This is a genomic window from Cedecea lapagei, assembly GCF_900635955.1.
GTDB classification, from domain to species: domain Bacteria; phylum Pseudomonadota; class Gammaproteobacteria; order Enterobacterales; family Enterobacteriaceae; genus Cedecea; species Cedecea lapagei.
Genome location: NZ_LR134201.1, coordinates 988,354 through 1,001,292 on the forward strand (window position 1 = coordinate 988,354; position 12,939 = coordinate 1,001,292).

Below are 12,939 nucleotides of genomic sequence, written 5' to 3' on the forward strand. Positions count from 1 at the left end.
TAGGCAACGACAAACTTGCTCTTTATAATCTGCGCCAATTTCATAACCGGGTTTCCCGGACACACAGAACACTTACAGAGGTAATCATGGCTATTGAACGTACTTTTTCCATCATCAAACCAAACGCGGTGGCAAAAAACGTTATTGGTAACATTTATGCTCGTTTTGAATCTGCAGGGTTTAAAATTGTTGGCGCGAAAATGCTGCACCTGACCGTTGAACAGGCTCGTGGTTTCTACGCTGAGCACGACGGTAAGCCTTTCTTCGACGGTCTGGTTGAGTTCATGACTTCTGGTCCAATCGTGGTTTCCGTACTGGAAAGCGAAAACGCAGTTCAGCGTCACCGCGACCTGCTGGGCGCAACTAACCCGGCTAACGCTCTGGCAGGGACTCTGCGTGCAGACTACGCTGACAGCTTCACCGAAAACGGCACCCACGGTTCTGACTCCGTAGAATCTGCAGCCCGTGAAATCGCTTACTTCTTCGGCGAAGGGGAAGTGTGCCCGCGCACGCGTTAATGTTTCCAGTTCTGTAAGCGAATTTACACTTAATATTTCCGTTGTTCGCTTTCAGTCGTGGCATCTATGCCATAAAATTTGTACAATGCAACGCCCCCGGAAGAGCCTGCTCACCGGGGCGTTTCTTTTTCTAACCCTCCAGGGGCCATAACGTGTAACAACGAGGCCGGAAAACATTATGTCTGAAATGAACACGCCTGAAGCGACACCTGTTGTTGTTTCCAATAAAGCCGAAAAAATTAACCTGCTTGATCTCAACCGCCAGCAGCTGCGCGAGTTTTTCGCCGAGCTGGGTGAGAAGCCGTTCCGCGCCGATCAGGTCATGAAGTGGATGTATCACTACTGCAGTGATGACTTCGACGAAATGACGGACATCAACAAAGTTCTGCGCAATAAGCTTAAAGAAATTGCCGAAATCCGTGCGCCGGAAGTTGCGGAAGAGCAGCGTTCTGCCGACGGCACCATCAAGTGGGCGATCAAAATTGCTGACCAGCTGGTCGAAACGGTATATATCCCGGAAGAAGACCGCGCTACGCTGTGCGTCTCTTCACAGGTAGGCTGTGCGCTGGAGTGTAAATTCTGTTCCACCGCGCAGCAGGGCTTTAACCGCAACCTGCGTGTGTCAGAAATTATTGGTCAGGTCTGGCGTGCTGCAAAGATTATTGGTGCGCAGAAGAAAACCGGCGTGCGCCCCATCACCAACGTGGTCATGATGGGGATGGGCGAGCCGCTGCTGAACCTGAACAACGTGGTTCCGGCAATGGAAATCATGCTCGATGATTTCGGCTTTGGCCTGTCCAAGCGTCGCGTAACCCTTTCCACCTCTGGCGTTGTGCCAGCGCTGGACAAACTCGGTGATATGATTGACGTCGCGCTGGCTATCTCCCTGCACGCGCCTACGGATGATATTCGTGACCAAATCATGCCGATCAACAAAAAGTACAACATCGAAACCTTCCTGGCGGCGGTTCGTCGTTACCTGGAGAAATCCAACGCCAACCAGGGCCGCGTGACGGTGGAGTATGTTCTGCTGGATCACGTCAATGACGGCACCGAGCACGCGCATCAGCTGGCCGAATGCCTGAAAGATACGCCATGCAAAATCAACCTGATTCCATGGAACCCCTTCCCGGGTGCGCCTTATGGCCGCAGCTCCAACAGCCGTATCGATCGTTTCTCCAAAGTGCTTATGAGCTATGGTTTCACTACCATTGTGCGTAAGACTCGTGGCGATGATATCGATGCTGCATGCGGTCAGCTTGCCGGTGAGGTTATCGACCGTACCAAGCGTACTATGCGTAAACGCATGCAGGGCGAACCTATTGCCGTGAAGGCAGTCTGATAGATGACCGCGCCGGGCGCTATGCTCTGCGCGGTCTAAAAAACGGACAAAACGGCATTAATAGTCAATAACGTGGCCTGATACACTTTTAAGCATAATAATTACGGTGCGTTTCTGGCGGCTTTAAGGCAGTATGTAGCGGCACAACAACAGTTTAGTTGTTCCCATTTCGTCACGTTGACGCACGGCTTGCCGCAGGGCAGCCAGGGTTAACTAACCGGCTTGTCCGGAAACCCAGAAAAACGCCAGCTAAGCGCAACCTGCGCGGCTATTTTCGGGTATTTTGCTGAGGGGTTGCCTTCAGGTATCAGATTTGTTTCGCGGTGCGAGTCAATCTGACGTAGCGGAGACGTTGCGGTACAGGACTCGTGCCAAATTCTTTAATTTGAACAGTACCAGCAGTTGTAGCTAATGAATACTGAAGCCACTAACGAATCAAATGCAGCACAAACCACAGGCGAACGTTTACGTAACGCTCGTGAACAATTGGGTCTCAGCCAGCAGGCTGTGGCTGAACGCCTGTGCCTGAAAGTTTCCACCGTCAGGGATATCGAAGATGACAAGGCGCCTGCCGAGCTGGCGTCTACCTTCCTGCGTGGCTATATCCGCTCTTATGCGCGACTGGTTCATGTTCCTGAAGAAGAGCTGTTGCCGATGATGGCGAAGCAGGCCCCGATTAAGGCGGCCAAAGTTGAGCCAATGCAAAGCTTTGCTCTCGGTAAGCGCCGTAAAAAGCGCGACGGCTGGTTGATGAGTTTTACCTGGCTGATTCTGTTCGTGGTGATTGGCCTGACGGGCGCATGGTGGTGGCAAAACCATAAAGCGCAGCAGGAAGAGCTGTCCACGATGGCCGACCAGTCAACCACCGATCTCTCTGCCAGCAGCGGCCAGTCTGTGCCGCTGAACACCGGCAGCGAGACTTCTTCCGGCGATGCGGCAGCTTCATCCTCTGCCGCACAGGCCATTGAGCAGCCTGCGCCCGTTGATAACACTGCGCCATCTCAGCAAACCACCGCTGCAGAGACGGCCCAGCAGCCGGCCGTAGTTGCACCAAGCCAGGCCTCTGTTGACAACGCACAGGCGACGCCCGCTCCAACCGCAGGCCAGCTGCCAACCGACCAGGCTGGTGTGAACCAGGCGGCTGATACCGCTCAGGGTCTGGCGCTGAACTTTACCGCAGACTGCTGGCTGGAAGTCAGCGACGCCAGCGGCAAAAAGCTGTTCAGTGGCCTTCAGCGCAAAGGTGCGAAGCTCGATTTAGCGGGTAAAGCACCTTACAAACTGAAAATTGGCGCGCCGTCAGCAGTACAGGTTCAGTATCAGGGCAAACCTGTGGACCTGAGTCGTTTTATCAGAACTAACCAGGTTGCACGTCTTACCGTTGGTGCTGAATAATCAGCGCCAGCTCTGACGCGTAATTGTGGAGATTTACCATGCATAATGCCGCACCCATCCAACGTCGCAAATCCAGACGGATCTACGTCGGTAATGTGCCCATCGGTGATGGAGCCCCTATCGCCGTTCAATCGATGACCAATACGCGTACCACCGATGTGGAAGCCACGGTTAATCAAATCAAAGCATTAGAACGTGTTGGTGCCGATATCGTTCGTGTATCAGTGCCAACTATGGACGCCGCCGAGGCGTTTAAGCTGATTAAGCAGCAGGTCAACGTTCCGCTGGTTGCCGATATTCACTTCGATTACCGCATCGCTCTCAAAGTGGCGGAATACGGCGTCGACTGCCTGCGAATTAACCCAGGTAACATCGGCAACGAAGAGCGTATTCGCTCCGTAGTTGACTGCGCCCGCGATAAAAATATTCCTATCCGCATCGGCGTTAATGCCGGTTCTCTGGAAAAAGATCTGCAGGAAAAATACGGTGAGCCAACGCCTCAGGCGCTGCTTGAGTCCGCTATGCGCCATGTGGATCACCTCGATCGTCTCAACTTTGATCAATTCAAAGTGAGCGTCAAAGCCTCCGACGTCTTCCTGGCCGTTGAGTCTTATCGTCTGCTGGCGAAACAGATCGATCAGCCGCTACACCTCGGGATCACCGAAGCGGGCGGCGCGCGGGCCGGCTCAGTAAAATCTGCCATCGGCCTGGGGCTTCTGCTTTCGGAAGGGATCGGCGACACGCTGCGTATTTCCCTCGCGGCGGATCCTGTAGAAGAGATCAAAGTTGGCTTCGACATCCTTAAGTCGCTGCGTATTCGCTCTCGTGGGATCAACTTTATCGCCTGCCCAACCTGTTCACGCCAGGAGTTTGACGTCATCGGGACGGTAAACGCTCTCGAACAGCGCCTGGAAGATATTATCACTCCGATGGACGTTTCCATCATCGGCTGCGTGGTGAACGGGCCGGGTGAAGCGCTGGTGTCGACCCTGGGCGTTACCGGCGGCAATAAGAAAAGTGGTTTCTACGAAGATGGCGTTCGCCAGCGAGATCGTATGGACAACGATGACATGATTGCGCAGCTTGAAGCGCGCATTCGTGCCAAGGCCAGCATGCTGGATGAAAAACAGCGTATTGATATCCAGCAGCTGGAAAAATAATGCGAAGCATGGGAAGCACAGGGCTTCCCGTGTATGATTGAACCCGCACGGCCGTTTACCCGAGTGAATGGCCTGATTTCGGGTTCATTTTTTGTATATAAAGCAGAGAAAAAACGTGGCAAAAAACATTCAAGCCATTCGCGGCATGAACGATTACCTGCCGGGCGAAACCGCCATCTGGCAGCGTATTGAAGGCATTCTTAAGCAGGTGCTCGCGAGCTACGGTTACAGCGAAATTCGTTTGCCGATTGTAGAGCAGACCCCGTTATTCAAACGCGCTATCGGTGAAGTCACCGACGTGGTTGAAAAAGAGATGTATACCTTTGAGGATCGTAACGGCGACAGCCTGACTCTGCGTCCTGAAGGGACTGCCGGCTGCGTGCGTGCCGGTATCGAACATGGTCTTCTGTACAATCAGGAACAGCGCTTGTGGTACATCGGGCCGATGTTCCGCCACGAACGCCCACAGAAAGGGCGTTATCGCCAGTTCAACCAGCTGGGTGTGGAAGTCTTTGGCCTCAACGGCCCGGATATCGACGCCGAGCTAATCATGCTGACCGCTCGCTGGTGGCGTGCGCTGGGTATTGACCAGCACGTGAGCCTGGAGCTGAATTCCATCGGTTCACTGGAAGCGCGTGCGAACTACCGCGATGCGCTGGTTGCTTTCCTTGAGCAGCATAAAGAGAAGCTGGATGAAGACTGCAAACGCCGCATGTACAGCAATCCGCTGCGCGTGCTGGACTCCAAAAATCAGGACGTTCAGGCTCTGCTGAACGATGCGCCTCAGCTGGGCGATTACCTTGATGAAGAGTCCCGCGAGCACTTCGCCGGTTTGCGCCAGTTCCTCGATGCGGCAGGCATTGCCTATACCGTAAACCAGCGTCTGGTTCGCGGCCTGGACTACTACAACCGTACCGTGTTTGAGTGGGTCACCAACAGCCTCGGCTCTCAGGGCACCGTATGTGCCGGTGGCCGCTATGATGGTCTGGTAGAGCAGCTTGGCGGGCGGGCGGCGCCAGCGGTTGGTTTTGCCATGGGCTTAGAGCGCCTTGTTTTACTGGTTCAGGCGATTAATCCTGAATTTAAAGCAGAATCCGTTGTCGATATGTACCTGATCTCCTCGGGTCAGGGAACGCAGGGCGCGGCCATGCTGCTGGCTGAAAAGCTACGTGATCAGGTGCCGGCACTGAAATTGATGACTAACTACGGCGGCGGTAACTTCAAGAAGCAGTTCGTTCGTGCCGACAAGTGGGGCGCTCGCGTTGCACTGGTACTGGGTGAAGATGAAGTCGCTAAAGGCGAAGTCGTGGTGAAGGATTTACGCACAGGTGAGCAACAAAACGTCGCACAGGCTGACGCTGCCGCCCATCTGCAGGCGTTACTGGGTTAATCCCCCGGTGATTATTCGTTAAGGAGAAGGACTGCGTGGAAGTTTACGAGAACGAAAACGATCAGATGGAAGCGGTAAAACGCTTCTTTGCGGAAAACGGCAAAGCGCTGGTAGTCGGGGTTGTGCTGGGTATCGGCGCTCTGGTGGGCTGGCGTTACTGGAACGGCCATCAGGACGACTCCATGCGTGAAGCCTCTCTGGCGTATCAAAATGTCACCAGCGCGGTTAAAGCAGACCAGCCGCAAACGCTGGAAGCGGTAGAGAAATTCGCCGCTGACAACAAAAACACCTATGGTGCGCTGGCGGCATTAGAGTTGGCTCAGCAGTTCGTCGATAAAAACGATTTAGGCAAAGCGGCCACCCAGCTGCAAAACGGCCTCAGCAGCACCAAGGACGCAAACATGCAGGCGCTGATCAACCTGCGCCTGGCTCGCGTTCAGATTCAGCAGAAACAGGCTGATGCCGCGCTGAAAACCCTGGACAGTGTGAAAGGGGAAGGCTGGGTAGCAATGGTGGCTGACCTGCGCGGTGAAGCGCTGCTCAGTAAAGGGGATAAGCAGGGCGCACGTGATGCGTGGAGCAAGGGTTCACAAACCAATGCTTCTCCGGCCCTGCGTGAAATGATGCAGATGAAAATCAATAATTTGTCCAGCTAAGAGGGACCCGATGCAATTGCGTAAACTATTTGTGCCTGGGCTGCTCTCTTTGACGCTGCTCAGCGGCTGCTCCCTGTTCAGCGGCGAAGAAGATGTGGTTAAAATGTCCCCGTTGCCAACGGTGGAAAATCAGTTCACGCCGGAAAAAGCGTGGAGCACCTCCGTGGGTGATGGAATCGGTGATTTCTACTCAAACCTCCATCCTGCATGGCAGGGCAGCACCATCTATGCTGCTGACCGCCGCGGTACGGTAAAAGCCGTGAATGCCGATGACGGTAAAGAAGAGTGGAAAGTGGATCTCTCTGAGAAAACCGGCTTCTTCTCCAGCAATATTCCTGCTCTGCTGTCCGGCGGTCTGACCGTTGACGGCGGCCACGTTTATGTGGGCAGCGAAAAAGCGAAAGTCTTCGCGCTGAATACCTCCGACGGCAGCATCGCCTGGCAGGCCAAAGTGGCCGGTGAAGCGCTTTCTCGCCCGGTGGTGAGCGATGGCGTTGTGCTGATCCATACCAGCAACGGTATGCTGCAGGCGCTGAATGAAGCTGACGGTGCGGTAAAATGGAGCGTTAACCTCGATATGCCAGCGCTCTCCCTGCGCGGTGAATCTGCTCCGGCAACCGCATTTGGCGCCGCTATCGTTGGCGGTGATAACGGCCGCGTTAGCGCAGTGCTGATGCAGCAGGGCCAGATTATCTGGCAGCAGCGTATCTCCCAGGCAACAGGTGCGACAGAAATCGACCGCCTGAGCGACGTTGATACGACCCCGGTCATTGTTAACGGTGTGGTTTACGCTCTGGCTTATAACGGTAACCTGACGGCGCTGGATCTGCGTTCCGGTCAGATCATGTGGAAACGTGAAATGGGGTCGGTAAACGACTTTATCGTTGACGGTAACCGCATTTATCTGGTGGATCAGAACGACCGCGTTGTTGCGCTGAACGTGGACGGCGGCGTGACCCTGTGGACGCAAAGCGATCTGCTGCACCGCAACCTGACCGCGCCAGTGCTGTACAATGGCTACCTGGTGGTCGGCGACAGCGAAGGCTACATGCACTGGATCAACAACGATGATGGGCGCTTTGTTGCCCAGCAGAAAGTGGACAGCTCCGGCTTCCAGACGACGCCGGTTGTTGCCAGCGACAAACTGCTTATCCAGGCAAAAGACGGCACGCTGTACGCCATCAAACGCTAAACTTGCCGGATAATTGTCACGTTTGAAACGGTTCCCTTAGTCCGGGAGCCGTTTTGGTTTTTTTAAAACGGCTGAAAATTGACGCCGTTTTGCTAATAAATTTTGAGTAATGAGGCTTTTATAATGGTACCTGTGGTCGCGCTTGTTGGGCGCCCTAACGTCGGTAAATCGACCCTGTTTAACCGCTTAACGCGTACCCGCGATGCGCTGGTTGCGGATTTTCCGGGGCTGACTCGCGATCGCAAGTACGGTCGTGCGGAAGTCGAAGGCCGAGAGTTTATCTGCATTGATACCGGCGGTATCGACGGCACCGAAGATGGTGTAGAAACTCGCATGGCCGAGCAGTCGCTGCTGGCGATTGAAGAGGCGGATGTTGTGCTGTTTATGGTGGATGCGCGCGCGGGCCTGATGCCTGCCGATGAAGCTATCGCTCAGCACCTGCGTTCTCGTCAGAAGCCAACTTTCCTGGTGGCGAACAAGACCGACGGTCTTGACCCGGACCAGGCTGTTATCGACTTCTATTCCCTGGGCCTCGGTGAAATCCACCCGATTGCAGCCTCCCATGGCCGCGGCGTGACCAGCCTGCTGGAGCACGTTCTGGTGCCGTGGATGGACGACGTTGACCCGCGTGAACAGCCGGAAGAAATGGACGAAGACGAAGCCTACTGGGCCGCGTTTAACGCCAAAAACGGTATTGTTTCCGAGGACGAAGAGTTTGAGGAAGAAGAGGAAGAAGAAGCCTTCAACCCTCAGGATCTGCCGATTAAGCTCGCCATCGTCGGCCGCCCTAACGTAGGTAAGTCCACGCTAACCAACCGTATTCTCGGTGAAGAACGCGTTGTAGTTTATGACATGCCGGGCACCACCCGCGACAGTATCTATATTCCGATGGAGCGTGATGAGCGTGAATTCGTGCTGATCGATACCGCTGGCGTGCGTAAGCGCGGGAAAATTACCGACACGGTTGAAAAATTCTCGGTAATCAAAACCCTGCAGGCGATTGAAGACGCTAACGTTGTGCTGCTGGTTATCGATGCCCGCGAAGGCATTTCCGATCAGGATCTCTCGCTGCTGGGCTTTATCCTGAATAGTGGGCGCTCACTGGTTATCGTGGTCAACAAGTGGGATGGCCTGAGCAATGAAGTTCGCGAGCAGGTGAAAGAGACGCTGGACTACCGTCTGGGCTTTATCGACTTCGCCCGTGTGCACTTTATCTCTGCCCTGCACGGCAGCGGCGTAGGTAACCTGTTCGAGTCCGTTCGTGAAGCCTACGACAGCTCCACGCGTCGCGTAAGCACCGCGCTGCTGACCCGCATCATGAACATGGCGGCAGAAGACCATCAGCCGCCGTTGGTTCGCGGACGTCGCGTTAAGCTTAAATACGCTCACGCCGGTGGCTACAACCCGCCAATCGTGGTGATTCACGGTAACCAGGTTAAAGACCTGCCGGACTCCTACAAACGCTACCTGATGAACTACTTCCGCAAATCGCTGGACGTCATGGGGACGCCAATCCGCATCCAGTTCAAGGAAGGGGAGAACCCGTTCGCCGGGAAACGTAACACCCTGACGCCGAACCAGCTGCGCAAGCGTAAGCGTCTCATCAAACATATCAAAAAGGGCAAATAAGCCCTGATTGATAGCCGGTATGCTCCCCGCCAGGTGGGGAGCATATCAGGTTAAACGGCCAGCGCTGGTATTTGGCTGGCCAGCCCTTCCAGTAAAGCCTCTGAGCTTGCCACGGCACCAAAAATCCCTCCCTGCATATGAATCATGCTGAGCGCCGCTTCGTGGTGTTTCCGTTCCGTAGCCGCACAGCAGTCGGTCAGCACCAGGCATTCAAAGCCCCTGTCGTTGGCTTCCCGCAGCGTGGTATGCACGCAGACATCTGTCGTAATACCGCTCAGTATCAGATTACGAATCCCCTGGCTGCGTAAAATCAGCTCCAGATCGGTGGCGTAAAAAGAGCCTTTGCCGGGCTTATCAACGATCGTTTCTCCTTCAAGCGGTGCCAGTTCCGGAATAATTTCCCAGCCCGGCTCCCCGCGAACCAGGATACGACCGCAGGGGCCAGCCGCGCCGATTTCCGCGTTCATGCGTTTTGAACGCCAGCGCTTATTCGCCGGCAGGTCGCTTAAGTCAGGGCGATGCCCCTCGCGGGTATGAATAATGGTAAAGCCCAGCTCGCGCATACGGGCCAGCACGCGCTGGAGCGGTTTTATCGGGGCTCGCGTTAGGGCAATGTCATAGCCCATGCTGTCGACGTAGCCGCCTTTGCCGCAAAAATCAGTCTGCATATCGATAACGATCAGCGCGGTGTCGCCGGTGCTGTAGCGGCCATCAAATGGCCAGGCATACGGCGTTGAGTTAATGGTGTAATCAGGCATTTTTTCCCTCCATGACGCTTGCCGGAGCTGCGCTTTTGACTTTCATTATCAGCGTGTAGCTGATGGCTGCGGCGATAAGGCCAATAACAGCTTCGCCAAACTGCGGGAACAGCAGGTGAGCCACCACTGCGCAAAGGCTGCCGATAGCCCAGGCTGCGAAGGCGCTGCCACGCATACGGCTTGTTTTACGGTTTTCGCTAATTTTGGCCATAAAGATCAAATCAACAATCATCACAGCCCCGAACGGGGGAACGACGATACCGAGCAGGCTCAGCCATTCAAGGAAATAGGACCACACGCCCGCCAGCGCCAGCGCGCCGCCCACGACGCCCAGAATAAGCGTCCAGAGCCTCATTTTGCTTTGGAAGAGGTGGCTGTAGCCTACGGCACCGTTGTAGAGGCAGTGCGTACAGACGGAGCCGAGGTTAATAAACACAAACAGGCAGGCGATAGCCGACAGCAGCGCACCATGCCCCATCAGTATCGGCAGGAAGTTCCCGCCGTTTGTCGCCGGGTCAACGGCGGCGCCCACCGCAACGATAACCACGCCGAACAGGTAAGAGATGACGTTGGCGACGGGGAAAGCAGAGAACGCGGCGATAACGGCGGATTTACCGTTCTTTGACCAACGAGTGAAGTCGGCGGTCATGGTGCCCGAATCTGCAAAGCCCGCAACCACCATGGTGACGGCGGTGCCCATGCTCATCGTACCCACTGCGGCAGGGCTGCCGTGCCACTGAGCGATGGCGCTGAAATCGTGCTGCTGGCTAATCAGCCAAAGCGCCACCAGGCCCAGTACCACAAACAGCGGGGCCGCAATCATGCCCATAATCGACAGCGCGCGAACGCCCAGGAAGGTGACGCCGGTGTAGAGCACGATGGCGAACCCCGTCACCGCAAGCGCATTCCAGCCGAAGGTCTGATTAATCACCGTGCCGGTAAGGCCGGTCTGAAAGGCGTACCAGCCAATGACCACCGTGGAAAGAAAACCGGAAACCAGGATGTAGCCTTTAGTACCAAAGGTTCTTTTCGCCTGCAGGGCGAAATTCATGCCCGTCTGCCCGGCAAACCAGCTGAGGGAGCCCACATAAGCAAACAGGACCAGGTTACCCAGCAGAATGGCGATAATGGCAGGCCAGAAGCCCAGCGACCAGGTGATGATGCCGCCAAACAGCGCGTTGGTGAGGATCATGGGAAACCCGAACCACACCGCCGAGACGGAGCCCGTGGAGTGGCGATGGCTAAGCGGAACGGGCTCGTGCTCAAATTCCTGCTCCAGGGCAGGGGACAATTTCTTATTCATGGACAACTCCGGGTGAAGCAGGATAGATGTGGTTCCATGGTTGAATGCGCTCAAAGGCGGCGCTTGCCGCGAGCACCAGGCCATCATCCAGATGACGACCCACAATTTGCAGCCCGACGGGCAGCCCGTCTGCGGTAAAGCCTGCGGGGACCGAAGCGGCCGGCTGGCCGGTAAAGTTGAAGGGGAAGCAGAACGAGAGCCAGTGGTCGCTTCTTACCATGCGCCCATCGATGACTTCCGGGCCCTGCATGTTGAGCGGGAACGGCGGCACGGCAAGCGTCGGGGACAGCAGCAGGTCATAGCGCTGCATAAAACGCCAAAGCTGATTGCAGATTTTTTTACGCTGAGTATTCGCGTCGGTAAACGTTTCGGCCCGCCACTCGTGCTGCAGCATGGCGCTCAGGTGCGGTGACATCCCCGGCCCCAGTTCGGCCTGCATTTTTCGCATGCCGGTGAGGTCGCTTTCAAAGGCCACAAGGGCGGCAAATGTTCTGGCTTCATCAGCAATGCCGGGATCCACTTCTTCCAGCTCCGCACCCAGCTCACGGGCAAAACGACGTGCGGCTTCTGTCGTTAAGCGGCGAACTTCGCTGTCTACTGCGACATAGCCAAAATCGACGCTAAAGGCGATACGCAGGCCACGTAAGGGCTTATCTAGTGAGGCAAGCCAGTCAACGTCAGAGCAGGGAATAGAGTGGCGATCGCGCATATCCGGGCCAGCCAGCAGCGACATCATCAGCGCTGCATCCCGCACGGTGCGGGTCATCGGGCCGATGTGCTCCAGCGATTCCCAGCTGGAAACGCCAGGATAGCGTTCGTCGCGGCAACCTGGCCAAAGAGGTACACGCCCCATCGAGGCTTTCAGGCCATAGACGCCGCAATGGGCGGCCGGAATGCGCACCGAGCCTCCACCGTCGCTGCCGAGCGCAATCGGGCACATGCGAGCGGCGAGCGCTGCGCCTGAGCCCGCGCTTGAGCCGCCCGGCGTTTTGCTAAGATCCCAGGGGTTGCGCGGCGAGGGAAACAAAGGATTATGCCCAACGCCGCTGTAGCCAAATTCGGGCGCGGTGGTTTTACCCAAGAGGATGGCATCCGCAGCCAGCAGGCGCTCTACGGCGATATCATCCTCTTCCGGCACAAAGTCTTTATAAGCAACCGATCCTGAAGTTGTTTTCACCCCGGCAGTACAAATCAGATCTTTCACCGCCAGAGGAACTCCCGCCAGCGCGCCTAACGGTTGCCCGCTTGCGCGCTTAGCATCAACGGCGTCAGCCTGAGCAAGAGCCAGCTCCGGCGTCGGGGTACAAAACGCATGAATCAACGGCTCACGTGCCTGCTGGCGGTTAATGGCCGCCAGGGTCAGTTCACGTGCAGAAACCTCACCGCAGCGAATGAGCGCCGCAAGCTCAGTAGCATCTTTATCTAACAGCTCATCGAACATGAATCTCCTCCCCGGTTAACCACGTAACGGGAGTCATTCAATTACCATGCCAATGGCTTCAAAAAATTGAAGGTTCAGGCACGGTGCCGTCTTGGATACCAGTCTGGATACAAGCGCGAGGTAGAGAGGGAGGATGCTGGGCAAAAACGGTGCAT

11 protein-coding genes are annotated in these 12,939 nt (G+C 55.7%); 8 read left to right on the forward strand and 3 right to left on the reverse strand.

Annotated elements, in window-relative coordinates; genetic code table 11:
- Positions 1-86 precede the first annotated feature (86 nt).
- The 8 genes from ndk (at position 87) to der (ending at position 9,282) form a co-directional block, all read left to right on the forward strand.
- A complete protein-coding gene (gene ndk, locus EL098_RS04895) occupies positions 87-518 on the forward strand; it encodes a nucleoside-diphosphate kinase (RefSeq protein ID WP_039296136.1) in 432 nt (143 codons plus the stop codon).
- Between the two features lie 178 nt (positions 519-696).
- Positions 697-1,860: a bifunctional tRNA (adenosine(37)-C2)-methyltransferase TrmG/ribosomal RNA large subunit methyltransferase RlmN gene (locus EL098_RS04900; RefSeq protein WP_126355238.1), complete on the forward strand. Its 1,164-nt coding sequence runs from the start codon at positions 697-699 to the stop codon at positions 1,858-1,860.
- 411 nt (positions 1,861-2,271) lie between these two features.
- Positions 2,272-3,255, forward strand: a complete 984-nt coding sequence (rodZ, locus tag EL098_RS04905) for a cytoskeleton protein RodZ (RefSeq protein ID WP_126355239.1) — start codon at positions 2,272-2,274, stop codon at positions 3,253-3,255.
- 38 nt (positions 3,256-3,293) lie between these two features.
- Positions 3,294-4,415 carry a flavodoxin-dependent (E)-4-hydroxy-3-methylbut-2-enyl-diphosphate synthase gene (gene ispG, locus EL098_RS04910; RefSeq protein ID WP_126355240.1) on the forward strand — a complete coding sequence of 374 codons (1,122 nt, stop codon included), beginning with the start codon at positions 3,294-3,296 and terminating at the stop codon, positions 4,413-4,415.
- A 115-nt stretch (positions 4,416-4,530) separates the two neighbouring features.
- Complete coding sequence (gene hisS / locus EL098_RS04915; protein WP_126355241.1) at positions 4,531-5,805, forward strand: histidine--tRNA ligase; 1,275 nt, start codon at positions 4,531-4,533, stop codon at positions 5,803-5,805.
- Between the two features lie 35 nt (positions 5,806-5,840).
- Complete coding sequence (locus EL098_RS04920; protein ID WP_126355242.1) at positions 5,841-6,461, forward strand: YfgM family protein; 621 nt, start codon at positions 5,841-5,843, stop codon at positions 6,459-6,461.
- A gap of 10 nt (positions 6,462-6,471) precedes the next feature.
- Positions 6,472-7,653: an outer membrane protein assembly factor BamB gene (gene bamB, locus EL098_RS04925; RefSeq protein WP_126355243.1), complete on the forward strand. Its 1,182-nt coding sequence runs from the start codon at positions 6,472-6,474 to the stop codon at positions 7,651-7,653.
- 123 nt (positions 7,654-7,776) lie between these two features.
- Positions 7,777-9,282, forward strand: coding sequence for a ribosome biogenesis GTPase Der (gene der / locus EL098_RS04930; RefSeq protein WP_126355244.1), 1,506 nt, complete (start codon positions 7,777-7,779; stop codon positions 9,280-9,282).
- Between the two features lie 50 nt (positions 9,283-9,332).
- Here der and biuH read toward each other — a convergent pair whose 3' ends face one another.
- Genes biuH through EL098_RS04945 form a run of 3 tightly spaced genes read right to left on the reverse strand, consistent with a single transcriptional unit; the run spans position 9,333 to position 12,784 of the window.
- Positions 9,333-10,040, reverse strand: coding sequence for a biuret amidohydrolase (biuH, locus tag EL098_RS04935; protein WP_126355245.1), 708 nt, complete (start codon positions 10,038-10,040; stop codon positions 9,333-9,335).
- A complete protein-coding gene (locus EL098_RS04940; protein ID WP_126355246.1) occupies positions 10,033-11,343 on the reverse strand; it encodes a purine-cytosine permease family protein in 1,311 nt (436 codons plus the stop codon). Before EL098_RS04940 ends, biuH begins: the two co-directional genes overlap by 8 nt.
- Entirely contained in the window at positions 11,336-12,784 is a 1,449-nt protein-coding gene (locus EL098_RS04945) for an amidase (RefSeq protein ID WP_126355247.1), read from the reverse strand. The genes EL098_RS04940 and EL098_RS04945 overlap by 8 nt, the downstream gene beginning before the upstream one ends.
- Between the last annotated feature and the right edge of the window lie 155 nt (positions 12,785-12,939).

Bases quoted from the DNA above. Each gene is read 5' to 3' on its own strand.
- rodZ (WP_126355239.1), top strand. From the start codon at position 2,272: ATGAATACTGAAGCCACTAACGAATCAAATGCAGCACAAACCACAGGC.
- EL098_RS04940 (WP_126355246.1), bottom strand. From the start codon at position 11,343: ATGAATAAGAAATTGTCCCCTGCCCTGGAGCAGGAATTTGAGCACGAG.
- ndk (WP_039296136.1), top strand. From the start codon at position 87: ATGGCTATTGAACGTACTTTTTCCATCATCAAACCAAACGCGGTGGCA.
- EL098_RS04945 (WP_126355247.1), bottom strand. From the start codon at position 12,784: ATGTTCGATGAGCTGTTAGATAAAGATGCTACTGAGCTTGCGGCGCTC.
- bamB (WP_126355243.1), top strand. From the start codon at position 6,472: ATGCAATTGCGTAAACTATTTGTGCCTGGGCTGCTCTCTTTGACGCTG.
- EL098_RS04900 (WP_126355238.1), top strand. From the start codon at position 697: ATGTCTGAAATGAACACGCCTGAAGCGACACCTGTTGTTGTTTCCAAT.
- ispG (WP_126355240.1), top strand. From the start codon at position 3,294: ATGCATAATGCCGCACCCATCCAACGTCGCAAATCCAGACGGATCTAC.
- biuH (WP_126355245.1), bottom strand. From the start codon at position 10,040: ATGCCTGATTACACCATTAACTCAACGCCGTATGCCTGGCCATTTGAT.
- der (WP_126355244.1), top strand. From the start codon at position 7,777: ATGGTACCTGTGGTCGCGCTTGTTGGGCGCCCTAACGTCGGTAAATCG.